We start from the raw sequence: 23,549 nt of genomic DNA, 5'->3' as shown, positions 1-23,549 counted from the left end.
GTTGCGGTTGTTCTCGTTATTGCTATTGCCGCTATACCGCAGCTCGGCATGTGGGCAGCGATCGGTTTCATAATTGGGACCGTCGGCTCTGCATTTGCGGGCTTTGTCGGTATGTGGGTCACGGTCCGTGCAAACGTTCGCACTACAGCGGCGGCCAGCAAAGGCCTTCAGGCTGCACTCGGCCTTGCGTTTAAGGGCGGCTCGGTTACCGGCGTTATGGTTGTTGGTACAGGTATCATAGGACTTGCAGGCTTTTATTTCATTGCAAAGCAGGCTGCCCCTGAACAGGCATTCCATGCACTCATCGGTCTGGGCTTCGGGTGCTCACTCATGAGCGTGTTTGCCCGTATCGCAGGCGGCATCTATACAAAGGCTGCTGACGTAGGCGCTGACCTTGTCGGAAAAGTTGAGGCAGGAATCCCTGAAGATGATCCGAGAAACCCTGCAGTTATCGCAGACAACGTTGGTGACAACGTTGGTGACTGCGCAGGTATGGCAGCAGACCTTTATGAAACCTACACGGTTACCCTTGTGGCGGCAATGCTCCTTGCAAAGACGGTTTTTGGCGCCAACAGCCCCTGGGTTGAATTCCCGATGATGTTAGGCGGCATATCTATCATCGCTTCCATTATCGGCACATTTGCAGTAAGGCTTGGCAAGAGCCAGTATATCATGGGTGCTCTGTACAAAGGATTGGCAGTTGCAGGTGTTCTTGCGGCAATAACCTTCTATATCGTTACCGGTGAATTTCTGAAGGGTGTGGATGCTGCTTCAATGGCCTCACATCCGTCTTTTACCCAGATGAGCGTCTTCCTTATGTCGCTGATTGGCCTTGCACTGACAGGACTGATTGTTGTCATAACTGAGTATTTCACTGCCAAGGAATATGCTCCTGTAAAGCATATTGCACAGGCAAGCTTGACCGGTCATGGCACAAACGTCATCGCAGGTCTTGCAGTCAGCATGAAGTCAACCGCAGCCCCTGTTCTGGTCATCGTTGCCTCAATCCTTGGTGCATATCAGTTGGGTGGAGGATTCGATGGAGATTTGACCGGCGGCCTTTTTGCCATAGCCCTGTCAGCGGTTTCGATGCTTTCGATGACCGGCATCGTTGTTGCCATCGACTCATACGGACCAATTACTGACAATGCTGGCGGTATTGCTGAAATGTCAGGACTGCCTGAAGAGATCCGTAATATAACCGACCCTCTTGATGCTGTCGGAAACACAACTAAGGCTGTTACCAAGGGTTATGCTATCGGCTCAGCAGGACTTGCTGCCCTTGTTCTTTTTGCAGAGTACTCCCGGTCGTTCTCATCACCGGTTCTGTTTGATCTTTCAAACCCTATGGTTCTGGCAGGTCTCTTTATCGGCGGTCTGCTCCCTTATTATTACGGCTCACTCCTTATGGAAGCTGTCGGCAAGGCAGCAGGCAGCATTGTCGATGAGGTCAGGAGACAGTTCAGGGAGATTCCCGGCATTATGGAATACAAGGCAAAGCCTGAGTATGGCAAGTGCGTTGATATCGTCACCCAGTCAGCCATCAAGCAGATGATGGTTCCTGCGCTCATCCCGGTTGTAGCGCCTATCGCAGTCGGCCTGCTTCTTGGTAAAGAGGCCCTTGGCGGCCAATGCCAAGAAGGCCTTTGAAGACGGCGTTACCGATTCCAAGGGTGTTGTCCACAAGAAGGGCAGCGATGGACATAAGGCCTCTGTTACAGGCGATACGGTTGGCAATCCTTACAAGGATACCGCAGGCCCGGCAATCAACCCGATGATCAAGGTTATCAACATTGTAGCGCTTCTGATCGTACCGATGCTGTAATAGTTCCTGATTCAAAACAGAAAAAGCCGGTCCCGGGCATCGGGGCCGGCTTTTTTGTTATAATTCACCCAGCAATAATAAATCGAGGATGTGCATATGAGCTCAAGAAAGACCCCCAAGAATACCGAAGCCAGCGAAATCAGAAAAGCGGTTGAAGCAAAAGTTCAGAAAAGCGTAGTGGTGCCTGAGTTGCTCACTGCAAAGTCAAAATTCAGATTCAAATGTTATCCCGGTATTGCATGCTTTACGAAGTGCTGCAGCGGTATTAAAATATTTCTCACCCCATATGACATTTTCAGGCTGAAAACAAGGCTTGGCCTGGAATACAAGGATTTTCTGGTGCAGTACACCGAGCCTGCAGCCATAGAGAAGAGCCAGCTTCCTGTAGTATCGATACGACTGAATATGGACGAAGCCAGGTCCTGCCCTTTTCTTACACCCGAAGGCTGTTCCGTATATAGCGACAGGCCGCTCACCTGCCGCTATTATCCGATCGGCATGGGGACCATGAAAAAAGATGACAGTAAGACTGGCGAGAACTTCTTTATCAAGATCAAAGAGGAGCATTGCCTCGGACATAATGAGGCCACTGAGTGGACGATCGACGAGTGGCGTGCTGACCAGGAATCAGACCTGTACGACGAGATGAACAGTGACTGGATGGCGGTCGTTCTCAAGGCAAAGACCCTTGGCCCTGTTGAGTTCAGCCAGAAATCTCTGGATCTGTTTTTTATCGTCAGCACTAACCTCGACCTGTTTAAGGAGTTTGTGTTAAGCAGCAAGTTCATCGAAGCCTACGGGCTCGATCGTGAATATATTGACCAGCTGATGAAAGACGAACTTGAATTCCTCAAATTCTCCCTTAAGTGGCTCCGCTTTGTCATGTTCGATGAAGGAGACTTTAAGGTGGACGAAGAGGCGCGGAAAATAGCCAAAGAGAAACTGCTCGCCCAAAGAGAAAAGCAGAGAAAAGAGGCAAGGGAAAAGGACGAGCAGGCTGGAAAAGAATAGCCCTTTTCAGTGTACCGAGCAGGAGATGCAGGGGTCATAGGCCCTGACCAGCATCTGGGCAAGAAGTTCGATATCGCGGTCCTTCCTGCCTTCCTTTGCATACTGCGCAGCCAGTTCATGAAGGTCATGCTGGATGTTCGCATGATTCTGACTGGTGGGGATGACGCAGTCGCATTTCACGATATGGCCTGTATCATCAAACTCGTAGCTGTGGTACAGGATGCCTCTTGGGACTTCAACGGCGCCGACGCCAACGCCTGCCCTTGCCACAACCTGCTGCCGTGGCTCTGAGAAGTCAGTATCAAGAAGTTCATCGATTAACGTTATCGATTCAGCCACAACATGAACAGACTCGACGAGCTGAGCGACATTATTCATATAGGGATTGTGGTTTATTGGTTCAAGTCCGAAGCTGATCGAAACTTCTTTAGCCGTAGGATGAAGGAACCGGAAGTTATTATTGAGGCGTGCAAGTGCACCTACCGCAAAAGACTTTCTCGAGAGCTTCGACCATTTTGAGGTAGACTGCTCAACGATATATTCATTAGTCATCTTTTTGTACTCATGTTCGCTCTTATGAACGCCGTCAGTCGAGATAAGATCGCCTCCGATAAAAGGATAATCCGTATCGCCTTTTAATGACACGAACTCGGTCTCACGCACAAAATCAGGCAGCACGAATGTTTTGAAAAGTGCAGCAGTTTTTATGAGGTCATCGACAACGGCCATAAGTCTTTCCTGCTGCACGGCAAGTTCACTTTTCGTCGGCAACATGGTAAAGCCTCCGACAACAGTTCTGGTAGGATGCATGCGGCGACCGCCGATACAGTCGCAGACATCGTTTGCCAGGAGTTTTATCCTTGCTGCCCGTGCAACAATATCAGGTGCAGCCTCAATAAGCGGAAATACGCTGCCGACATTTGCAAAATCGGGTGCTGCAAGAAAATACAGGTGAAGAATATGGCTCTGCAGGGTTTCCATGTGTTTCAGCAGAAGCCGCAATTTCCGTGTCTGTTCTGTCGGCACAATGCCGAAGGCATTTTCAACGGCCCGGATGCTTGCAAGCGTATGTCCTATGGAGCAGATGCCGCATATTCTTCCGCAGATCCATGGTGCATTGTCCCATTTCTTGCCGACGAGAAAGGCCTCGAAAAAACGCGGGGTTTCAACAACCTCCCAGCGTGCTTCCTCAAGTCTTCCGTCCTGAATCTTTATCCTGATATTTCCGTGCCCTTCGACGCGGGTAAGGTGGTGGACGTCTACATTGCAGTTGAGCTTCATATCGCCGAACCCTTTCTAAATTGTTCCATGTAACCGGTGAACCCGCCAAAGCATTCAAGGCGGTCGATCATGGTCTCTTCTGAGAATCCCTTCTCGGCCATAATCTTTTTCATCTGCTGCATATTTGCCTCATCTGCCGGTCCGCGGCAGCCCCAGCAGCCGGCCCTGTTGTTTGGGCACCATGAATCACAGCCAGCCCTGGTAATGGGGCCAAGGCAGGGCTCGCCAAGATCATACAGGCAGACATTTTCGTTTGCCTTGCATTCCATACAAACCGGGTATCGCGGGTGATGAACCTCCTTGCCGATGACAAGATTGGTCACGATCTTCTCGACCTCTTCTTTTCTGACAGGACAGCCATAGATCCTGAGGTCAACATGCACAAAATCCTCAAGGGGCTGGGCTTTGGCAGTATCGATTGTCGAGTTCCCATACACCTCCTGCTTTACCCAGTTGAGCTCAAAGCGGTTCTTGAGCTGATTCACGCCGCCAAAACATGCGCAGGACCCGAGTGCAACAAGGACTTTGGCATTATCCCTGATATTTTTGAGCCTCTCAATTTCGTCGTTTCTCGTTACACTGCCTTCAACAAAGGCAATAGCATAGTCATCCGAGCTTTCTGTCATTGCTTCGCGGAAATTGACCACCTGGACCAGGGACAGAAAATCGAGGAGGGTTGCCTCGTTGTTTATGATCTGGAGCTGGCAGCCTTCGCAGGATGAAAGCTCAAAAAAAGCGACCTTTGGCTTAACAACCGGAAGACCGAGAAAGTTCTTCTGTCCGGAATTTATATCAGTCATCAGATGGCCTCCTTCATGTTCATGACTGACCAGTAGTCAAAAACAGGGCCCTTGACGCAAGTATAGGTTGAGCCGACATTGCATCTGCAGCATTTCCCCATGCCGCATTGCATTTTTCGCTCAAGAGATACAAACATCTTCTCCATTGGGATATCCCGCTCATTCAGCATCTTGCAGACAAATTTGAACATTACCGGAGGGCCGCAGACAATGGCATAGGTTTTCTGGAAATAGTCTGTTTCCCTATGCCCAAATATATCCTGAAGCACTTTGGTTATCATGCCGACAGGGCCTTTCCAGGACAGATCGCCCTTTTCGACGATGATATGAAGGTTCACATCATCAGCGCGCCACATATCGTATTGATAGGTGAAAAGGAGCTGTGACGGATCTTTTGTCCCGTAAATAATGTCGACATTATTAAACTGGTTCCTGTTTTCCTGTACATAGGCAATCGGCGAACGCAGGGGCGCAAGCCCGAGGCCTCCTGCAATCAGGAGGATATTTTCTCCATGCATCTGTTCCATCGGAAAGCCGGTGCCGAAGGGGCCGCGAATGCCGACATGAGTGCCGCGGTCAAGTCTGAAGAGAAAATTGGTCAGACTTCCGACCCTGCGTATGCAGAGTTCAAGATCGCCATGCCGCGATGCAGATGAGGAGATCGAAAAGGGCGCTTCTCCGATGCCGGGAAGCTCGAGGATTACAAACTGACCTGGCTGAAAAGTAAAATTGTTTCTATCTTCAGGATCGATGATCTGGATCCTGAAAAGATTTTCGACTTCCGTGAGTTTGTGAACAGCAGTGATTTCTGCCTTAAAGGTCCTCTCAAAGGCGCTCAGGTCATGTCTGCGCTGCTGGTGCAGTTTTTGATCTGCCATAACGTCGGTGAAGGTAATCTTATTGCCCATATCAGTTATCCTGCCCCCTGACGCTTGCAATAACCTCCGGGACTGTAATCCCTGCAAGGCAGGCCTCTCCGCATCTGCCGCAGCCGACGCAGAGGGACTCCTCATACGCTTCGACAAATCCGCGGTGCTTGTGATAGTAGCGGTATTTTAGTCTTGTATGGCTTTCGGGCCTGAAGTTATGTCCGCCGGCAACCTCAGCGAAATCAATAAGATTGCATGAGTAGAGAAATTTGGTTTTTTGCGCCCTGGTGAGATCGAGTTCTACAGACTCCTCGACGCCATAGCAGTAGCAGGTTGGACAGACATTTGCACAGGTTCCGCAGGACATGCACTGGTCTCCCCATTTTTTCCAGACCTCTGACTGGAATTCCATATCCAGAATCTTGGTCAGATCTGTATTGTCAACATGCGCAGAGAACTTCCTGTTCTTTTCCAATGCGACCTTCATATATCGCGCATGATCGTCTTCTGCCGGCTCTTTAGCGGTTAGCTGCTTCATGAAATTATAGGCCGTGTCCGAAAGGATCTCCACAAAGTAGTGATCACCGAGATCTGTCAGAAAAAGGTCAAAACCGTGCAACGCGGTGTCTGCGCCCATGGACCTGCAGAAGCAATAGGGCTGAGGCTCGCAGTCAATACCGACAATAAACATATTTTTTCGCTTTGCAGCATAGTATGGCATCGGATAGTGACTCCCCAGAAGAACCTTGTCGAGTTTGTTCAGGGCATTGATGTCACAGGCATGCATGCCAAAAAATACCAGAGGACTGCTAATATTGAATCCGATCTTCTTGTCCCAGTCCTTTCCCTGCATCCGAAAGGATGCCATGGTTTCCCTGAAAGGCATGAAGAACTTTTTTGCCGATATCTTTGTTGAGGTGTGGGACAGATGCAGATCACTGAAAGCGGCGATCTCTTCAAAGGAATAGATGGCCTTGCCGTCCTTGTCCCCGCCTTTTTTTACCGGGCCGACTACCCGATTGCCCTCTGCAAGCAGGGCATACAACTTTATTAAATCATCCTTCTTAAGAATCCTAAAAAGCATGGGTTCCCCTTGTGACGTGTAAGATGTAGTTACATCCTATAATGAAATCTAATTCTTGGCAAGCAGGCTCAGAGGAATAAAGTAATTGATATGTTGATAAATAGCACAAAAAGATATAAACAGAAACGGGATTTGCTATAATGATTACATTATTATCATCATCATATAGAAAAGGTTCTTCTATACAAGGAGGAGGGCATGAAAAAAGTAGCACTGGTCGTGGTGTTGTTAGTGCTGTTTGCTGCAGCAGCAGGTGCGGCTATTCCAAATGACGATAAGGATTTTAAAGCAGGGCTCAAGGCGTACAACAGTAAGAACTTCAAGGCTGCCGTCACGCATTTCAGGGAGTATATCAATAAGAAACCTGACCCTACTGCATATTACCTGATCGGATATTCCCTGTATAAACTGGGCAAGTTCAGCGAGTCCGATGAGTCTTTTAGAGATGCTTTTCTCATCGACCCCGAGTATTCGCTTGAGAAGGTCGGACTCATTAAGAAGGACTCCGGTGAAATTGTAAAAAAAAAACCTTCTGATGTAAAAAAACCCGAACCGACCAGCGAGAAAAAAGAGGCAAAGTCGGCCTCTGTAGTAGAGACTAAGGCAGGTCAGCCGGCAAAAGAGCCTCAGCCTGCATCCAAGCCAGCGCAACCCGCGCCGACGGATGCAAAAGCGGTGAAGCCAGGTGCCAATGCACCGGCAGACCAGAAAACAAAACCGGCTGAGTCCCCTGCATCTGCTGCTGTCGAAAAACCTGCAACGTCTGCACAAACAGCGACTCAGCAGGCCCAGTCGCAAAAGCCTTCTCAGACTCAAACAGTTCCGGCACCGCCGGCTCCTGTTACGCCTGTTACTCCTCCCATTCCAATGCCAAAGCAGATTCCTGATGCTGCAGGACCAGCTGCCCTTATTGCAGTGATTGCAGCCTTTGGCATGATATTAGTCCTAATCGGGATTGCAGTTTACGTATATTACAGTCTCTGCCTGTTCCTTATCGCAAAGAAGCTGAATGTGACTGCTCCCTGGACAGCCTGGATCCCGATTGTTCAGGCCTGGACGTTTGTTGTTTCAGCGGGAAAGCCAGGCTGGTGGGTCCTTCTGTTCTTAGTCCCGCTCGTCAATTTGTTTGTAGGGATATATCTCTGGATGTGTGTCACGGAAAATCTTGGCAAAAACAAGTGGCTTGGCCTTCTCATTCTCGTTCCGCTTGTAGGTATCATATATCCAGGATGGCTTGCCTTCTCTAAAACTGAGGGTTCAGGAGGGTATACGCCTCCTGAGGAGACATTGACAGAATAGCACGGCGTATTTATCGGAAAAAGGGCCTGCGCCTGACTTGGTGCAGGCCCTTTTTTATGCTTTGTATCTTCAGTCCTGTGTCTGTCCCGCAGGTGTCAAATAACGAATATGATGTAAAATACCGCTATGGGATACCGGGAAATTTCATTACAGCTGCATACGGATTATCTTGAGGAGGAGCTGAAGCAAGGCATTGCGAAACAGCTTGGCATTGGAGAATTCACCTATCAGATAGAGAACAAGAGCCTTGATGCCAGAAAAAAAGCGAATATCCACTGGCTGATCAGGGTGGTGGTCTTGTCAGATGAAATTGACGGAGGCTCTCCCCTTCTCTTCCCGTCCCTGAATATCCCCTATCAGAGGAAGAATAAAAAAGCGGTTGTTGTCGGCAGCGGTCCTGCCGGGTTCTTTTCCGCATATGTTCTGCAGAAGGCAGGATTTGATACCACGCTTATTGAAAGGGGCACGGATGTTTATAAGCGGGCTGAAGGGATCAGGGAGTTTGAAAAGACCGGCGTATTTAATCCTATGGGCAATTATGTCTTTGGTGAAGGCGGTGCAGGGACATTTTCGGATGGAAAGCTCACGTCAAGATCCAAGCATATATCAAAAGAGCGGCAGTTCATCTTAGAGAGCTATATCAGCGCAGGAGCCCCGGAAGAAATTGGATATATGGCGCATCCTCATCTGGGGAGCGACAATCTCAGAATGATCGTCAAAAATCTCAGAGATGCCTTCAGCGCCATAGGCGGCCGCATGGTATTTGAAACACTGCTTGAGGACCTGAAGATAGAAAACGGCAGGGTCACTGAAGCGATCACATCATCAGGTGCAATGGAGGCTGACTACTTCATTATTGCACCGGGCCATTCAGCATACGAGACCTACCGGATGATGATCAGGAGGGGTGTTGCCTTCCGTACAAAGAATTTTGCCCTGGGCAGCAGAGTGGAACATTCCCAGGAGATCATAAACAAGGCACAGTGGGGCAAGGAAACCCTGCCTGGTGTAAAGGCTGCTGAATACCGCCTTACCTCCCCGGGTGACAGCAGACTTCCGGTATATACCTTCTGTATGTGCCCCGGCGGCACTGTTGTTGCTGCAACGGCATATCACAATACCAACATTGTAAACGGCATGAGCCGGTACAAGCGAAATGGGGTGTTCGCCAACGCCGCATGTGTTGCCGGCATTCATCCTGACAGACTCATGGGCAGGGAGGCAACACCGGAAGAAACACTTGACTGGGTAGCAGCCCTTGAAGAGCGGTTTTACCAATACTCAAATGGCTTTGCAGCACCGTTTTGCAGTATACAGAATTTTATTGACCAGAAGGAGCAGGTGGATATTGTTGAATCAAGTTATCCGCTTGGATTAAAGCCTGCGGCGTTATGGGACCTTCTGCCTGCTGAAATAAGCATTTCTCTCAGGGCAGGGCTCAGGGATTTCAGCAGAAAAATTCAGGGTTTTGAAACAGGCAGCATCATGGGGCTTGAGAGCAAGACTTCAGCACCGATTCAGGTCCTGCGGGAAAAAGAGCGCTGCTGTATCGGCATCGAAAATCTTTATATCGTTGGCGAAGGCAGCGGACGCTCCGGAGGCATCATATCAAGCGGAGCTGATGGAATAATGGCTGCCATGCATATTGTGGAGAGTAATGCTTAGCGTTGCATGCGACAGAAAGAGATAATCGTCAAGCCCTTGCCTTCAGAATCCTTCCGATCCCGGCATAATCATTAATAACCGATACTTCCCGAAATCCTTCTGCGTCTGCGATCTTTTGCACTCCTTCTGCCTGGTCGTAGCCAAGTTCAAGGAATATGAATCCGCCGGGATTAAGATACCAGCGTGCCGAAGCAAGAATAGCCCGATAGAAATCCATGCCGTCCATTCCGCCATCAAGTGCAGCAACAGGCTCCCAGTCCCGAATTTCGCGCTGCAGGGTTTCAATCTCATCTGCCCTGATATACGGCGGATTGGCAGTGATAATGTCGAACCTCTTCCCTCTTATTGGCGCAAAGAGTGAGCCTTGAGCAAATCGTACATTTGTAATATTGTTTGCCGCTGCATTTTTCTTTGCGTAAATAAGTGCCTCTTTTGACAGATCAGTTCCATATACCTCTGCGTCAGGAAACTTCATGGCAAGGGACAGGGCAATACAGCCGCTGCCTGTGCAGATATCCAATAGCGAAAAAGATTTTACTGTTTTACTTCTGACTTCCAGCCTCGGCGGGTCGCCGAAGGAGACTGTTTTCTGACTTCTTGCTACTTTTATCACTTCTTCGACCAGCAGCTCTGTTTCAGGTCTCGGGATAAGCACCCCTTTCCCGACCCTGATAGTCAGTCCGGAGAATTCGACATGACCGATGATATACTGAGCAGGCTCTCCCTTGATTCTTCGCTGAAGCAGCCTTCTGACCTTTGCCGAATTTGCAACCGCTATTTCAGGATTCTCAACATACGCATCGAGCCGGTCCATCTTGACAACATGAAAGACAAGCAACTCCGCCTCAGCCAGGGGGTCATCAATTCCGGCTGCTTCAAGGTGCTCAGTCGATTTTCTTAACAGCTCAAGCAGTCTCATTGATTACGCAAACATTCTGACAGGGAAGTTTCTTCTGTTAATTTTGGGAAATAGGCAATTCCCATGTTTTTAATTATACAAAGAGAGCTGGGGGCAGAGTAAACGCCATGACGACTCCTTGAAAACAGGCAACGCACGACATCAATAAAACAAACCGCAATATGAAATCTCAACCGTTTGATATCAAAGAGAGCTATGCCACTTAAAGATATTTGTCGATTCATGGGGTTTACGAGGCTTCCAGCAGGCTATGGCCTCTTTGAGGGAGGAGATGTTACAGGTCCTTAAGACGTTCGGAGTTAAAATGCGTGGTAAGGTTATCGATCATCTCGTCAAGGTTGCCTTCGAGTATCTGTTCGAGCTTATGCAGCGTCAGGCCTGTCCTGTGGTCCGTGATACGATTCTGCGGGTAGTTATACGTCCTGATCCTCTCAGACCTGTCACCTGAGCCGACCTGTGACTTTCTCTCCTGCGCCCGCTCTTTATCCTTTTCTTCAATCTGTAACTCATAGAGCCGTGAGCGCAGCACCTTCATGGCCTTGTCCCTGTTTTTTGTCTGGGAGCGTTCATCCTGGCACTGAACAACAGTATTTGTCGGAATATGCACAATCCTGACCGCAGAATAGGTGGTGTTGACGCTCTGACCGCCGGCGCCCGATGAACAGAAGGTGTCTATCCTGAGGTCTTTCTGGTCTATTTTAATATCGACCTCCTCTGCTTCAGGGAGCACGGCAACCGTTGCTGCCGAGGTATGTATCCTGCCTGAGGCTTCAGTGGTCGGGACCCTCTGCACCCTGTGCACACCGCTTTCGTATTTCAGTCTGCTGTATGCACCTTTGCCCTCGATGGATGCGACCACTTCCTTTATGCCGCCGATACCGGTCCCGTTCATGCTGATAAGTTCAACCTTCCATCTCTTTGACTCGGCATACTTGGTGTACATCCTGAAGAGGTTTGCACCGAACAGGGCAGCTTCGTCGCCGCCTGTTCCTGCACGTATCTCAAGAATAACGCTTTTGGCATCCCGCGGATCGACCGGCAGAAGCATGAACTTGAGCTCCTCTTCAAAAACAGGCGCCTTCTTCTTCAACTCTTCAAGCTCGGCCTTTGCCAGTTCCTTCATCTCCGGATCGTTTCCGCTTAAGAGTTCTTCCGTGCTCTTGATGTCCAGAATAAGTTTCTGATACTCCCGTATTTTTTCGACAATAGGCAGGAGCTCTGAATGTTCGCGGGAATACTTCTGCTAATCGGCAGGCGTTGCAAGGACCTTGGGGTCGCTGAGGAGGTTGTTCAGCTCCTCATACTTGTGCTCAAGCGCCTGGAGCTTCTGCAGCATCTGCTTCCTCCAGCTTCAGGACCTCTATCATTGCGCTCAAAGCAACCTCAAGCTGCGCATCATCTGGCTCGCGCGTTGTAAGACGCTGCAGCATAAGTCCTGGCGTAATCATAACGTGCATCAGCGGGTGATGGTCCCATTTAGCAGAAAGCTTCAGGAGTTCAAAGGAAGACCCTGCAATGAGGGGCATGAATACGATCCGAGAAAGGAACTTGTATACAAAAGGCCAGCTCTGAGGGATAAACGAAAAGACAAGAATGCTGACCACCATGACGATCATAAGGAAGCTTGTACCGCAGCGGGGATGGAGCGGACTATGCTCCCTGACATTTTCGAGCGTAAGATCGAGGCCCTTTTCATAGGCGTGGATCACCTTATGTTCTGCGCCATGATACATGAAGATTCTCGCCATATCCTTCCACATGCCGATAATCAGGACATAAGCGAGAAATATAATGACCCGGATGATGCCGTCAACAACATTAAACAGAAAAGAGCTCGTTTCCACACCCTGAATAACCAGGCCCAAGAGCTTTGTTGCATAAAGGGGGAGAAGAATGAAGAGTCCGATGGCGAGGCCAAAAGCCACAATCATGGTCAGCACCAGTGAAAGCTTACTCAGGCTTTCCTCTCCCTCTTCGTCGTATGCCTTGCCGGCGGAGAACTCTATCGCCCTGATTCCCAATGACAATGCATGAAAAAGGGCAACAACACCCCTGATCATCGGCAACTTGAGAAAACGGGGCATTTCAGTCAGCCGCTCTCTGAGGAGATGAATCGTGCCCTTCTGGTCGCGCACGGCAACAGTCCAGTTTCTGGGTGAGCGCATCATGACGCCCTCAATGACAGCCTGTCCGCCAACGCTTTTTATCTTCTGGTCTTTGCTCATAGGTATGCAAGAAAAAAACAGGAAACCGTGATGGCTTCCTGTTTTCTATAGATTCTCAGCCTAACTACTTCTTGGCGTATTTCTTTTTGAACTTTTCGACTCTTCCCTCAGTGTCCATGATCTTCTGCTTACCGGTGAAGAACGGATGACACTTGGAGCAGATGTCGAGACGAATGTCCTTGCGGGTTGAACGTGTGGTGAAGGTCTCGCCACAGGCGCATACCACATTGACTTCCTGATAATCCGGGTGAATATCTGCTTTCACTGTCTGCCTCCTGAAATTTGGTCTACTATTCTAATCAATATTTTCATCTTTTAGCAACATCCCGGCCTGAGGCTGTCTTGATTTCCTCTACCCCATCCTGTATTCTTGCTGTATGCGGCAGGAGATCGTTGATTTCCTCATTATCGGAAGCGGTGTGGCAGGTCTTCGGGCTGCTATTGAACTCGCGCCTTATGGCAATGTACTTGTCGTCACCAAAGACAAGTCTACCGAGAGCAATACGGAGTACGCCCAGGGCGGCATAGCTGCTGTCATGAGCGATGAGGACGAGGTGGGCATCCATTTCGAGGACACGCTCAAAGCGGGCGATGGCCTCTGCAATGAAGGCACGGTCAGGACTCTCGTTGAAGAGGGGCCTGAACGAATTGCCGAGCTTATTTCCTGGGGAGCTGAATTCGACAAAGAAGGTTCAAGGCTTGATCTTACCCTTGAGGCTGCCCACTCGCGCAGGCGCGTGCTGCATGCACAGGGCGACTCTACCGGCAAAGAGCTGACCCGTGTTCTTCTCAATAAGGCCCGGTCTTTTCCCTCAGTCCGCAGATATCCCTTTGCAATAACCGCTGACCTGATTGTTCGGGATGATGAATGCCATGGCGCCTATGTATTGCGTGACCGTGAAATGACTGCCCTTTATGCACGGGCAACCATTCTCGCAACCGGCGGTGGCGGGCAGCTGTACTCCCGCACGACGAATCCGCAGGTCGCAACCGGCGACGGTATGGCAATCGCTTTCAGGGCAGGAGCAGAACTTGAGGATATGGAATTCATCCAGTTCCATCCCACAAGCCTCTATTCTCCTACAGCGCCCCAGTTTCTCCTGTCCGAAGCAATGCGCGGAGAAGGCGCCCTGCTGCTTAACAGCGACGGTCAGCAATTCATGCAGTCTTATCATTCTCTCGCCGAGCTTGCGCCCAGGGATATCGTATCCCGCGCGATCATATCCGAAATGGTCAAGACGGGCAGCAACTATGCCTACCTTGATCTCCGGCATCTTCGCAAGGACTATGTGAAAAGTCGTTTCCCAAGTATCTATGCAACCTGCCTGCAGTATGGTTTTGATATTACCGGAGACCTGATCCCGATTTCTCCGGCAGCTCATTACATCATGGGGGGAGTAAAAACTGACGGGGATGGCCGAACCTCGGTAAAGGGTCTTTTCGCCGCAGGGGAAGTCGCATGTACCGGTGTGCATGGAGCAAACAGGCTTGCCTCAAACAGCCTGCTTGAAGGTCTTGTGTGTGGGGCGCGAACAGGGAATGCAGCGCTTTCCTCACCGGTCAATCCGTCAGGAAAGGGTACAACCTTGTTCACCCCAGCTTCTATCAGAGACCATGATGAGATACGCCATGCCCTCCGGAAATTGATGTGGGAGCGGGTCGGCATTATACGATGCGCCCTGTCCCTGCGTGAGGCGGCATCGAGACTGCTTGAATGGAGTGTAATTATCGAACGGGACTATGGTACCCGCCGGGAGCTCGAACTGAAAAATATGCTGACAGTCGCAGGAATTATCGTTCAGGCAGCACTTGCGAGAAAAGGAAGTGTTGGCGCACATTTTCGTTCTGACTTCAAGGACCGCGGCGAGAATTGGAAAGAGCATTTTATATGGGACAAAAATTGCATTAACCTGTCGGCGCACAGCGATCTTTTATCAGGCAAGGGAAAGGCAATCCAATGAAACAGAAGAGAGCAAAGATCGTCTGCACGATGGGACCGGCATCAGTCAAACCGCAGGTGCTGTCTGCTCTTGTCCGCGAGGGCATGGACGTGGCGAGGCTGAATTTTTCTCATGGGGATTATGCGTTTCACCGCAAAACCATAAAACAGGTCAGGCAGCTTGCAAAAAAATACCGCAAATCGGTCGCAATTCTCCAGGACCTGCAGGGCATCAAGATCCGTGTAGGGCTGATGAAAAATGGCGGCGTAGAATTAAAGAAAGGGTCAAGCCTGTCAATATTCCCGGGCGAAGGTGAAGGCGATGAAAGAAGTATCTTTGTATCGTATCCGCATCTTCTGTCCGACGCAAAGGCGGGTGACAGAATACTGCTCGATGACGGGCTGATCCAGCTGAGAGTAGAAATGAAATCGAACACGTCTCTTACGACAAAGGTTATCGAAGGGGGAATACTTAAAGACAGAAAAGGCGTCAATCTTCCCGGCATGAAGATAACCATGGAGTCTTTTACTGAAAAAGATAAGAGAGACCTTGCCTTTGGCCTCAGCATGGATCTGGATTATATTGCGGTCTCCTTTGTCCGGCAGGCAGAAGATATCCGCCAGATCAGAAACTGGATGAAAAAAAAGGGGAAGAGCATACCGATCATAGCCAAGATCGAAAAACCTGAGGCCCTTGAGAATATCGAGGCAATTCTCAATGCGGCTGACGGCATTATGATCGCCAGGGGGGATCTTGGCGTTGAAGTATTTCCCGAGCGGGTGCCGCTTATACAGAAAGACCTTATCAAGAGGGCGAACAATAAGGGAAAGCTGGTGATCACGGCAACTCAGATGCTTGAATCAATGAAGGAACACCTGAGGCCTACCCGTGCCGAGACAACCGATGTCGCTAACGCAGTACTCGACGGGACGGATGCCTTGATGCTCTCTGTAGAGACCTCAGCCGGCGCTTATCCGCTTGAGGCGTTCGTCATGATGAACAGGATCATCACCTTTACGGAACAGACCGCCGCAGTAGCCTCGTGTTATGAAAGGGGGAACTCCTATGCCGAAGCCCTTGCTGAGGCTGCATGTATGGCAGCTGAAGACATAGGGGCAAAGGTGCTTGTGGCATTTACGCAGTCAGGGTTTACCGCGCGACTCGTCTCCAAATTCAGACCGAAGCTGCCGATCATCGCCTTTACTCCTGACCGGTCTATACTCACCAGACTTTCGCTCTGCTGGGGTGTTGTTCCTCATTATATGAGGCCGCTCCAGGGTACGGACCAGATGCTTCGTGAAGTGGAAAAATCACTTCTTTCCGAGAAGATTGCAAAGAAGGGAGATCACATTGTTATCATCTCAGGCTCGCCTCTGTCTACACAGGCAAAGACAAATTTCATGAAAATACACCAGATAGGGGAATAAGGCTGAAATGAACCGGCCTAAGGCATCTTGATGTCGTAGGCCTTGATCTTTCGGTGAAGGTTGCTCCGTTCAATGTCAAGCAGTTCTGCCGTCTTTGAAACATTCCAGGAATTTTCTTCAAGTTTTTTGATAATAAAGTCCTTCTCAAAAGCCTCCCGGGCATCTTTCAGCGCGGATAATGACAAGTAATCGGAACGGGGAGAGCCTGCCGCGATAAGATCCACCTTGCTGATAATCCTTGACGGGGTCATGATCACCAGCCTCTCAAGCACATTCTTCAGCTCGCGGATATTGCCGGGCCAGGTATAATTCTGGAGAGTCTTGATTGCTTCAGGAGAGACCTCCTTTTTCTGCTGTCCATACTCGGCAGCAAAGAGATTTAGAAAATGATCCACCAGTGCAGGGATATCCTCTGAACGCTCCCTGAGTCCAGGTACCCTGATCGGGATCACGTTAAGCCGGAAAAAAAGATCTTCCCTGAATGCACCTTTTTTTACCTCTTCCGCGAGATCCTTGTTCGTCGCTGAGATGATCCTCACATCAACTTTGATGTTCTTGCTGCCGCCGACGCGCTGGAACTCCTGCGTCTCGATCACCCTGAGGACCTTTGCCTGCGTCTGGAGCGACATGTCACCAATTTCGTCAAGGAAGAGCGCACCTTTGTCGGCAAGTTCGAATTTTCCCTGTTTTCGCTCAAACGCTCCGGTAAAGGATCCCTTTTCGTGGCCGAAGAGTTCGCTTTCGATCAGTTCCTGAGGAATGGCAGCGCAGTTAACCTCGACAAAGGGGCCGCCATGACGGGGGCTGTTCTGATGCAGAAGATGTGCAACAAGTTCCTTGCCTGAGCCGCTTTCTCCCAATATGAGCACCCTGCCATTGCTGGCACCCGCCATCTGTACCTGCTCAATCACCTGCTTTATTTTTGCAGAATTCCCGATAAGCCTCCATTGCCTTGAATAGTTTTCCTTGAGCGCCCTGTTTTCGATCTCAAGGTTTTTCTTTTCAAGAGCCCGCTGTACCGTAAGAAGGACCTTCTCGAGAGAGAGGGGCTTTTCGAGGAGATCATAGGCGCCCATCCGTGTTGCCTTGATCGCATTTTCTATATTTGCATGACCCGAGCTCATAATAACGGGGAGGTCAGGATGTGCCTCTTTGAGTTCCTGCAGTGTCTGGATGCCGTCCATGCCGTCCATCCAGATGTCTAACAGCACAAGGTCAGGTGACGTCTCCTTTGCAATCCTGACCGCTTCCTCGCCTGAGGACGCTGTAACGGTTTCATAGTCATCCTCAATGATCTGGGACAGGCTTTCCCGTATGCCCTCTTCGTCATCGACAATTAATACAAGAGCTTTTGCCATTTAGCCTTCCTTTATCGGCAGTTCTATGCTGAAAATGGTCCCGTGTGGTTTATTGTCTCGGACCCTGATATACCCTCTGTGCTCAGTCACGACCCTGCTGGCAATCGCAAGACCAAGTCCTGTGCCGTCCTTCCTGGTCGAGAAATAGGGCAGGAAAAGCTTCTCCCTGTCTTCTTCACGAATTCCAGGTCCGTTGTCGGCGATATCTACATACACCCGGTTAGAAAGGACATCCTGGTGTATCATTATATCAATCTGTCCCTGATTCTGCATTGCCTGAATGGCATTATTTACGATATTGATGATGACCCTTTTGAACTGCTCAGCGTCAAGCTCAATGAGCCCTTCACTGCCTTGCAGGGAAAGACGCATCTCAATGCCTTTGTAGTCCTTGTACAAGTTGATCACGCTCTCAATGATCGAAGAGAGCAGCGCAGGGGCCTTGCGGATCTCGGGCATTTTGCCAAAGCGGGAAAATTCGTCGACCAGCCTCTTAAGGCTCTCCACTTCCCTGATAATCGTTTTTGTGGACCTCTCGAAGACCTTGCCGAAATCCTCATCATTGTTCTGCCACTTCTTCACCATATGGTCAGTCGACAGCTTTATAGGGGTCAGAGGATTCTTGATCTCATGTGCTATCCTTCTGGCCACCTCCTGCCAGGCGATCGCCCTCTGCGCCCTGGTAATCTCGGTCAGGTCATCAAAGACGACCAGCGTTCCCATGAAATTCTCGGCATCCCTCAGACTTGTGATAAAGAGTCTGAGCAGGATGCGCTTCTCTCCCGCCATGATCCTGATCTCTTTTTCGACACCCTTAAAATCTCTGATAATGATGCCTTTAACCGTTTCTCTCAGTTCATCAGAGTCTATGAGTGAAAGGAGTGCATCATACTTTCTATTAATTACATCAGCCGGGGCGATGCTCAGTATTTTGCAGGCTGCATTATTGATGATAAGGATATTGCCCTCAGCATCCAGGGATATAACGCCTGAGTTCACGTTTTCAAGGATCTTCTCGATAACAAGCCTGCGTCTGTCCGATACCTGGGATGCATGCTGGAGAGACTCTTTGTTTTCCTTCAACTCCCGGACCATGTTATTGAAGGAACTCACCAGAAGGCCGATCTCGTCATCCCGTTCGATATTGACTGACATATCGAGATTGCCTTTTGCAACCTCTGCAGTTGCCTGTGCAAGGGCCTGGATAGGGTCTGTAATTCCGCGCGAAATTCTGAGCGCTATCCAGAGCGCCATAAAGACCATCAGCAGGGTGGAGAAACCGAGTATCAGGAGATAATTCGTCTTGATCGGCATTTTCCAGGACTCAAGCGTGAGATAATTCTTGTATGCTGTCTGGAGTGCCTCTGCATTTTTGCTGATGTTTCTGTCCATGATCGATTCTACGACCATAATGCCTTCCTGAGGTTTCAGTCTGTTCCTCGGCACGACGGCACGGACTATGTCACCTTCTGCAGCAGAAATGACCTCCACATCTTCTTTGCCCTCAAACCCGGCCTTTATGATCTCTGATGCATTGTCAGGAATTGCATGCAGCGTGTAGGCTTTCATCCCTGCCGGCAGGCTCTGGCCAGAAGCGGCAGCTTTTGCAAAAACAAGAGTCTGCTGTCGCTGCATCTCATAAGCAGACTTGGCAACTTCGATAGCGAGGTCGAGGGGCTGCTTTATCTGGGGATCAAACCATCGGTCCAGGTAGTTCGTCACAACACCGCTGGAAACGATAAAGAGAAAAGCCGAGGGAATCAGTGTCATGATAACAAGGACCACGACAAAGCGCGTCTTAAGCTTGTATCCAAGCACCTTCTGTTTGCGTTCAAAATAGAGTCTGATCAGGCTTTTCCCGACAAAGAACATCAGCGTCAGAAGTGCAACAAGGTTGAGGTTTAAAAGGGCGAAAAGAAGGACTTTTGTAAGGGCAGGAACATCTTTGAGCCCCATATAATGGAATTCTATGGAGAATACCGAAATAATGAAAATAATGATAAGGGAAATAAAAAGCGGGAACCGGAAGTTCTTCATCGGCTGCCCTCGATCGTGAAGACCGTCGAGTCTTTCATGACCCTGAACTCGTTTTCGGAAACAAAGATGAACAGATACCCGATGACAGGAGGGAGCTTGCGGATCTTTGATTCAACCGTGATCCGCACAAAATACTGGCCAGGCTCAAGTTCCCGGATATTGGTAAGCTTCAGGTCCCTGAAAACGACAACCCATTCCATCATCGACTCAAATGATTTAAACCGTTTTTCTATGAGCAGACTGCCATCGCTTGAAGTCGCCACATATTCTTTCTTGATAGGATCAACCTTGACGGTCTTGACAATGGCTTTACCAAGAACAAACTCATCCGGCCAGATCTTCCATATCCTGAAAAGGTCGACATAGAACTTGAGGTCCTTGTCCACGCCTCCCCTGATCGCATCCAGCCCTTTTTCGTCAAGGCTGAGGCTGAAGGAGACGAAGAGATCGCTATTGACCTTCTTTACCTCGGGGCCGGAGAGGGTTTGGCTTTCCGACACAAGGGGATAACATAGGGCAATGACGAGTATAACGATGCTGAAAATACGAGACATTTTGGCTTGACATCTCCTGAAAAATATTTCCATTATAGCATAACCCTCCAAATCCAAAAGGGTTCCGGCGCTGAAGAAAGGGGGCTTATGGAGATAACATCGGTAAAACTCGAGATACCTGAAGACTGCAATGTCATACTGGGCCAGACGCACTTCATCAAGACTGCCGAAGACCTGTATGAGATTATTGCCACCACCGTTCCCCAGGCGCAGTTCGGCATTGCCTTCAGTGAAGCTTCCGGCCCCTGCCTCATCAGGACCGAGGGCAATGATAGCGGGCTGACCGATGTCTGCGTAAAGAACCTGCTGGCTGTGGGCGCCGGCCATGTCTTCTGCATACTCCTTAGGAATGCGTTCCCGATCAATATTCTGAATCAGGTGAAGAACTGCCCAGAGGTCTGCAGGATATTTTGCGCAACCGGCAACCCTGTTGAGGTGATCACCGCAGTGTCTTCACAGGGGAACGGCGTTCTGGGAGTCATTGACGGGTTTTCACCCCGCGGCATTGAAAACGCCGAGGACAAGGCACACAGGCATGAATTTCTTAGAAAGATCGGCCATAAATTATAGATAGGGAGAAGAAATGAATATACCTGACCTGAAATACGACTCACAGGGACTTATACCGGCGATCATCCAGGATGTCCAGAATAATGAAGTCCTGATGATGGCATACATGAACGAAGCTTCTTTGCAGAAGACCGTCGAGACCGGGCACACGCATTTCTGGTCCCGGTCCCGCCAGAAGTTCTGGAAAAAAGGTGAATCCTCCGGCCACGTCCAGGAAGTGAAGCAGATCCTCTATGACTGCGATAAAGATACGGTGCTTATCAAGGTCGACCAGAAAGGTCCGGGGGCCTGCCACACAGGCCACAGGTCATGCTTTTATACTGACATCAACGGCAGCGAGATATCCGGCGCGGTGTTTTCCGAAGAAGACGTGTACGGCAAAAAATGATTCTCGACGACCTGCTTGCAGTAATCAGAAACAGACAGATTAATCCACAGCCGGGTTCCTATATTTCGGGGCTTCAGGCCAGAGGAAAAGACGAAATACTGAAAAAAATTGGAGAAGAAGCGTCTGAAGTTATCATTGCATCAAAAAACAGCAACAGGGAAGAGGTCATTCATGAAATTGCTGATCTCTGGTTTCACTGCATGATGCTTATGCATCAGGATGGACTGAGCCATGACGATATTTTCAGGGAGCTTGAAATACGGTTTCAGAAAAGGAGAGAAAGCGATGAGTGACTGCATCTTCTGCAAGATAGCAGAGAAGAAGATACCGGCAAAGGTCATCTTTGAAGATGATATCTGTCTTGCCTTTGAGGACATCACGCCCCAGGCGCCGGTGCATACCCTGATCATCCCGAAGAAACATATATCAACGACCCTTGAGGTCTCGGAAGCAGACATCGCCCTTGTCGGGCATCTCGTCCGGACAGCAGCAAAGATCGCAAAAGACAAAGGCATCGACGGAAAAGGCTTCAGGCTGGTCATGAATACGAACGCTGACGGCGGTCAGACCGTATTTCATATTCACCTGCACCTGTTAGGCGGCAGGGCCATGCACTGGCCTCCGGGGTGATATATAGGGGATCTCGGCATAGAATTCAGAAGCAGGCAGCAGTGGGTCTACATATTTTTCGACGCACTGCGTCGAAAAATAGAGATACCGCCGAAGTAAGCTGTTTCTGAAGTGATCGGGTATCTGAAAGGTAAGAGTGCGCTTGCCGTGGCCCGGCAGTTTGGACGGAAGCAGAAGAATTTCAACTGTGAGAATTTCTGGGCAAGAGGCTGCGCTGCATCGACGGTGGGCTTTGAACTGGAAAAGGTGAAGGAATATATAGCTCACCAAGAAACGCTTGAAAAGGAGCCGGACGAAGGAAGTTTTTAGTATCAACAATTGAACTGGCCGTCTTGGAGACGGCTCCTAAACCGTCAAGCCTCCCTCGTTGAGGGAGCGATATGACTTCAGAATGTTGCCGACGTTCACTCCGAAGCCGAGTTCTACAACGTGTGGTATAGTATGACAATAATGAGAAAACTCGGTCTTATATTGTTGTTACTGTACAGTGTTTGTCCGGCAACGTTCGTGGCTTCTGAAGGCCCTCCGGAACTCTTTCAGATTCGGGTAAATGACCGGCATGGCCTGATCAACAAAGAAGGACGTGTGATCATCCCGGCTGAGTTCGATCAACCCCTTCAGGTTTCTGACGGGCTTATCATGGCATCCAGAGGGACAAAAACAGCTTTTTTCGACACCTCCGGGAAAATGGTCATAAAACCTCAGGAGCAGATACGGGTCCCTTTTTCGGAAGGGATGGCCCCTGCCTCCATGCATGACAGCAGAGGGAAAGGCGGGATGGGATACCTCGATCATTCCCTTTCTTTTGTAATCCCGGGTGATTTCTCTGATGCAAGGGCGTTTTCGGAGGGGATGGCCGAGGTCGGGGTACCGGACGAATGGGGCATTGTGAAGCGGGGGTTCATCGATAAGAAGGGTAAACTGGTAATCCCTGCACGTTATGATAAGACGTTCCCATTCTCAGGCGGTTTTGCGAGAGTGACAACAAAGGACGTCATGCGCATCATTGACAGATCTGGTCATGATGTCACGCCAGAAGGGATCGATTTCATCGGCATCCAGGCTGAAGGGATGATCCGGGTCTGGTCCGCACGAAAAGAGGGTTACATGAATACTGCAGGGAAACTCGTTATCCCTCCCCAATTTGATCAGGCGTCGGAATTCAGGGAAGGGATGGCGCGAATTTATAAGAGCGGGGGCGGAGGCAGATTTGGCTACATTGACAAAACCGGCAAAGTTGTTATTCTCCCGCGTTTCACAAGCGCAGAGGCCTTCTCTGACGGACTGGCACTGGTGAGGGAAAACGAGACGTCTTTATTTATTGACAGGACCGGGGCTGTGGTCTTCAGAACTGATTTCGACCGGGTCTATCCGTTTTCGAGCGGGCTTGCAGTCTTCAAAAGCGGAAACCGTTACGGCTATATTGATAAGGCCGGCAAGATAGTCATTCCGGCCACGTACAATTTTGCACGTCCCTTTGAAGGGCCGCTCGGTTATGTTCTAAAAGGGAAAATATCGCAGTATATTGACAGGACGGGCAGGGTCGTTTGGCAGTCGGAGTAACCGGTGGTCTGCAGATATCCGGAGTTTGGCAGGTAATTAAGAGGATTGGGGTAGCAATGAGAAAAACGTTATTCGCCCTATTGTGTTTATTAGCTTGTTCTTCT

At 49.7% G+C, this 23,549-nt stretch carries 21 protein-coding genes and 2 pseudogenes; 12 read left to right on the top strand and 11 right to left on the bottom strand.

The window, feature by feature from the left end; translation table 11 throughout:
• Positions 1–1,825: pseudogene (locus HZB31_08845) on the top strand (sodium-translocating pyrophosphatase).
• A 96-nt stretch (positions 1,826–1,921) separates the two neighbouring features.
• Positions 1,922–2,836, top strand: a complete 915-nt coding sequence (locus HZB31_08840; GenBank protein ID MBI5848038.1) for a YkgJ family cysteine cluster protein — start codon at positions 1,922–1,924, stop codon at positions 2,834–2,836.
• 6 nt (positions 2,837–2,842) lie between these two features.
• Here the strand turns inward: HZB31_08840 and HZB31_08835 are convergent, their stop codons facing one another.
• Genes HZB31_08835 through HZB31_08820 form a run of 4 tightly spaced genes read right to left on the bottom strand, consistent with a single transcriptional unit; the run spans position 2,843 to position 6,870 of the window.
• Positions 2,843–4,117, bottom strand: a complete 1,275-nt coding sequence (locus HZB31_08835) for a Ni/Fe hydrogenase subunit alpha (GenBank protein ID MBI5848037.1) — start codon at positions 4,115–4,117, stop codon at positions 2,843–2,845.
• On the bottom strand, positions 4,114–4,917 hold the full coding sequence (locus HZB31_08830) for an NADH:ubiquinone oxidoreductase (protein ID MBI5848036.1): 804 nt from the start codon (positions 4,915–4,917) through the stop codon (positions 4,114–4,116). The genes HZB31_08835 and HZB31_08830 overlap by 4 nt, the downstream gene beginning before the upstream one ends.
• Positions 4,917–5,825 (bottom strand): FAD/NAD(P)-binding protein, encoded by a 909-nt coding sequence (locus HZB31_08825; GenBank protein ID MBI5848035.1) that lies wholly within the window; start codon positions 5,823–5,825, stop codon positions 4,917–4,919. Before HZB31_08825 ends, HZB31_08830 begins: the two co-directional genes overlap by 1 nt.
• A gap of 1 nt (position 5,826) precedes the next feature.
• Positions 5,827–6,870, bottom strand: a complete 1,044-nt coding sequence (locus tag HZB31_08820; GenBank protein MBI5848034.1) for a 4Fe-4S dicluster domain-containing protein — start codon at positions 6,868–6,870, stop codon at positions 5,827–5,829.
• A 198-nt stretch (positions 6,871–7,068) separates the two neighbouring features.
• Here HZB31_08820 and HZB31_08815 point away from each other — a divergent pair, with 198 nt between their 5' ends.
• Both HZB31_08815 and HZB31_08810 read left to right on the top strand, forming a co-directional pair.
• Positions 7,069–8,169 carry a hypothetical protein gene (locus HZB31_08815; GenBank protein ID MBI5848033.1) on the top strand — a complete coding sequence of 367 codons (1,101 nt, stop codon included), beginning with the start codon at positions 7,069–7,071 and terminating at the stop codon, positions 8,167–8,169.
• Positions 8,170–8,295: 126 nt separating this feature from the next.
• The gene (locus tag HZB31_08810) at positions 8,296–9,834 is read left to right on the top strand and encodes an FAD-dependent monooxygenase (GenBank protein ID MBI5848032.1); all 1,539 of its coding nucleotides are present in this window, start codon (positions 8,296–8,298) and stop codon (positions 9,832–9,834) included.
• A 28-nt stretch (positions 9,835–9,862) separates the two neighbouring features.
• Here HZB31_08810 and prmC read toward each other — a convergent pair whose 3' ends face one another.
• From prmC to rpmE, 4 genes and pseudogenes are all read right to left on the bottom strand, one after another.
• Entirely contained in the window at positions 9,863–10,753 is an 891-nt protein-coding gene (gene prmC, locus HZB31_08805; protein MBI5848031.1) for a peptide chain release factor N(5)-glutamine methyltransferase, read from the bottom strand.
• A gap of 274 nt (positions 10,754–11,027) precedes the next feature.
• Positions 11,028–12,089: pseudogene (gene prfA / locus HZB31_08800) on the bottom strand (peptide chain release factor 1).
• Positions 12,064–12,978 (bottom strand): DUF1385 domain-containing protein, encoded by a 915-nt coding sequence (locus HZB31_08795; protein ID MBI5848030.1) that lies wholly within the window; start codon positions 12,976–12,978, stop codon positions 12,064–12,066. The pseudogene prfA and the gene HZB31_08795 overlap by 26 nt, the downstream one beginning before the upstream one ends.
• A gap of 64 nt (positions 12,979–13,042) precedes the next feature.
• Entirely contained in the window at positions 13,043–13,243 is a 201-nt protein-coding gene (gene rpmE, locus HZB31_08790; protein MBI5848029.1) for a 50S ribosomal protein L31, read from the bottom strand.
• 112 nt (positions 13,244–13,355) lie between these two features.
• On the opposite strand from rpmE, the gene nadB reads away from it, so the two are divergent.
• Positions 13,356–14,939 carry an L-aspartate oxidase gene (gene nadB / locus HZB31_08785; protein MBI5848028.1) on the top strand — a complete coding sequence of 528 codons (1,584 nt, stop codon included), beginning with the start codon at positions 13,356–13,358 and terminating at the stop codon, positions 14,937–14,939.
• Complete coding sequence (pyk, locus tag HZB31_08780) at positions 14,936–16,345, top strand: pyruvate kinase (GenBank protein MBI5848027.1); 1,410 nt, start codon at positions 14,936–14,938, stop codon at positions 16,343–16,345. Before nadB ends, pyk begins: the two co-directional genes overlap by 4 nt.
• Positions 16,346–16,362: 17 nt before the next feature.
• Here the strand turns inward: pyk and HZB31_08775 are convergent, their stop codons facing one another.
• From HZB31_08775 to HZB31_08765, 3 genes are read right to left on the bottom strand one after another with little or no spacing between them, the layout of a single operon-like run.
• Entirely contained in the window at positions 16,363–17,703 is a 1,341-nt protein-coding gene (locus tag HZB31_08775; protein ID MBI5848026.1) for a sigma-54-dependent Fis family transcriptional regulator, read from the bottom strand.
• Positions 17,704–19,740, bottom strand: a complete 2,037-nt coding sequence (locus tag HZB31_08770) for a HAMP domain-containing protein (protein MBI5848025.1) — start codon at positions 19,738–19,740, stop codon at positions 17,704–17,706. It lies immediately after the preceding gene.
• Positions 19,737–20,294 (bottom strand): DUF4390 domain-containing protein, encoded by a 558-nt coding sequence (locus HZB31_08765; protein MBI5848024.1) that lies wholly within the window; start codon positions 20,292–20,294, stop codon positions 19,737–19,739. Before HZB31_08765 ends, HZB31_08770 begins: the two co-directional genes overlap by 4 nt.
• Positions 20,295–20,381: 87 nt before the next feature.
• On the opposite strand from HZB31_08765, the gene HZB31_08760 reads away from it, so the two are divergent.
• The 6 genes from HZB31_08760 (at position 20,382) to HZB31_08735 (ending at position 23,445) form a co-directional block, all read left to right on the top strand.
• Positions 20,382–20,864 carry an adenosine-specific kinase gene (locus HZB31_08760; GenBank protein ID MBI5848023.1) on the top strand — a complete coding sequence of 161 codons (483 nt, stop codon included), beginning with the start codon at positions 20,382–20,384 and terminating at the stop codon, positions 20,862–20,864.
• A 13-nt stretch (positions 20,865–20,877) separates the two neighbouring features.
• Positions 20,878–21,252, top strand: a complete 375-nt coding sequence (gene hisI, locus HZB31_08755; protein MBI5848022.1) for a phosphoribosyl-AMP cyclohydrolase — start codon at positions 20,878–20,880, stop codon at positions 21,250–21,252.
• A complete protein-coding gene (locus tag HZB31_08750; GenBank protein ID MBI5848021.1) occupies positions 21,249–21,545 on the top strand; it encodes a phosphoribosyl-ATP diphosphatase in 297 nt (98 codons plus the stop codon). The genes hisI and HZB31_08750 overlap by 4 nt, the downstream gene beginning before the upstream one ends.
• Complete coding sequence (locus tag HZB31_08745) at positions 21,538–21,882, top strand: histidine triad nucleotide-binding protein (protein ID MBI5848020.1); 345 nt, start codon at positions 21,538–21,540, stop codon at positions 21,880–21,882. The genes HZB31_08750 and HZB31_08745 overlap by 8 nt, the downstream gene beginning before the upstream one ends.
• A gap of 111 nt (positions 21,883–21,993) precedes the next feature.
• Complete coding sequence (locus tag HZB31_08740) at positions 21,994–22,191, top strand: transposase (protein MBI5848019.1); 198 nt, start codon at positions 21,994–21,996, stop codon at positions 22,189–22,191.
• 141 nt (positions 22,192–22,332) lie between these two features.
• Positions 22,333–23,445 carry a WG repeat-containing protein gene (locus HZB31_08735; protein MBI5848018.1) on the top strand — a complete coding sequence of 371 codons (1,113 nt, stop codon included), beginning with the start codon at positions 22,333–22,335 and terminating at the stop codon, positions 23,443–23,445.
• The last annotated feature ends 104 nt before the right edge of the window (positions 23,446–23,549 follow it).

The organism is Nitrospirota bacterium (assembly GCA_016235245.1).
Lineage (GTDB): Bacteria > Nitrospirota > Thermodesulfovibrionia > Thermodesulfovibrionales > UBA6898 > UBA6898.
The sequence above is the reverse complement of the archived record's forward strand: the minus strand, read 5'-3'. Positions and strand labels throughout refer to the sequence as shown.

What these genes read in the sequence shown, in the direction of transcription:
- HZB31_08840 (MBI5848038.1), top strand. Translation starts at nt 1,922, where the DNA reads ATGAGCTCAAGAAAGACCCCCAAGAATACCGAAGCCAGCGAAATCAGA.
- HZB31_08835 (MBI5848037.1), bottom strand. Translation starts at nt 4,117, where the DNA reads ATGAAGCTCAACTGCAATGTAGACGTCCACCACCTTACCCGCGTCGAA.
- HZB31_08830 (MBI5848036.1), bottom strand. Translation starts at nt 4,917, where the DNA reads ATGACTGATATAAATTCCGGACAGAAGAACTTTCTCGGTCTTCCGGTT.
- HZB31_08825 (MBI5848035.1), bottom strand. Translation starts at nt 5,825, where the DNA reads ATGGGCAATAAGATTACCTTCACCGACGTTATGGCAGATCAAAAACTG.
- HZB31_08820 (MBI5848034.1), bottom strand. Translation starts at nt 6,870, where the DNA reads ATGCTTTTTAGGATTCTTAAGAAGGATGATTTAATAAAGTTGTATGCC.
- HZB31_08815 (MBI5848033.1), top strand. Translation starts at nt 7,069, where the DNA reads ATGAAAAAAGTAGCACTGGTCGTGGTGTTGTTAGTGCTGTTTGCTGCA.
- HZB31_08810 (MBI5848032.1), top strand. Translation starts at nt 8,296, where the DNA reads ATGGGATACCGGGAAATTTCATTACAGCTGCATACGGATTATCTTGAG.
- prmC (MBI5848031.1), bottom strand. Translation starts at nt 10,753, where the DNA reads ATGAGACTGCTTGAGCTGTTAAGAAAATCGACTGAGCACCTTGAAGCA.
- HZB31_08795 (MBI5848030.1), bottom strand. Translation starts at nt 12,978, where the DNA reads ATGAGCAAAGACCAGAAGATAAAAAGCGTTGGCGGACAGGCTGTCATT.
- nadB (MBI5848028.1), top strand. Translation starts at nt 13,356, where the DNA reads ATGCGGCAGGAGATCGTTGATTTCCTCATTATCGGAAGCGGTGTGGCA.
- pyk (MBI5848027.1), top strand. Translation starts at nt 14,936, where the DNA reads ATGAAACAGAAGAGAGCAAAGATCGTCTGCACGATGGGACCGGCATCA.
- HZB31_08775 (MBI5848026.1), bottom strand. Translation starts at nt 17,703, where the DNA reads ATGGCAAAAGCTCTTGTATTAATTGTCGATGACGAAGAGGGCATACGG.
- HZB31_08770 (MBI5848025.1), bottom strand. Translation starts at nt 19,740, where the DNA reads ATGAAGAACTTCCGGTTCCCGCTTTTTATTTCCCTTATCATTATTTTC.
- HZB31_08765 (MBI5848024.1), bottom strand. Translation starts at nt 20,294, where the DNA reads ATGTCTCGTATTTTCAGCATCGTTATACTCGTCATTGCCCTATGTTAT.
- HZB31_08760 (MBI5848023.1), top strand. Translation starts at nt 20,382, where the DNA reads ATGGAGATAACATCGGTAAAACTCGAGATACCTGAAGACTGCAATGTC.
- hisI (MBI5848022.1), top strand. Translation starts at nt 20,878, where the DNA reads ATGAATATACCTGACCTGAAATACGACTCACAGGGACTTATACCGGCG.
- HZB31_08750 (MBI5848021.1), top strand. Translation starts at nt 21,249, where the DNA reads ATGATTCTCGACGACCTGCTTGCAGTAATCAGAAACAGACAGATTAAT.
- HZB31_08745 (MBI5848020.1), top strand. Translation starts at nt 21,538, where the DNA reads ATGAGTGACTGCATCTTCTGCAAGATAGCAGAGAAGAAGATACCGGCA.
- HZB31_08735 (MBI5848018.1), top strand. Translation starts at nt 22,333, where the DNA reads ATGAGAAAACTCGGTCTTATATTGTTGTTACTGTACAGTGTTTGTCCG.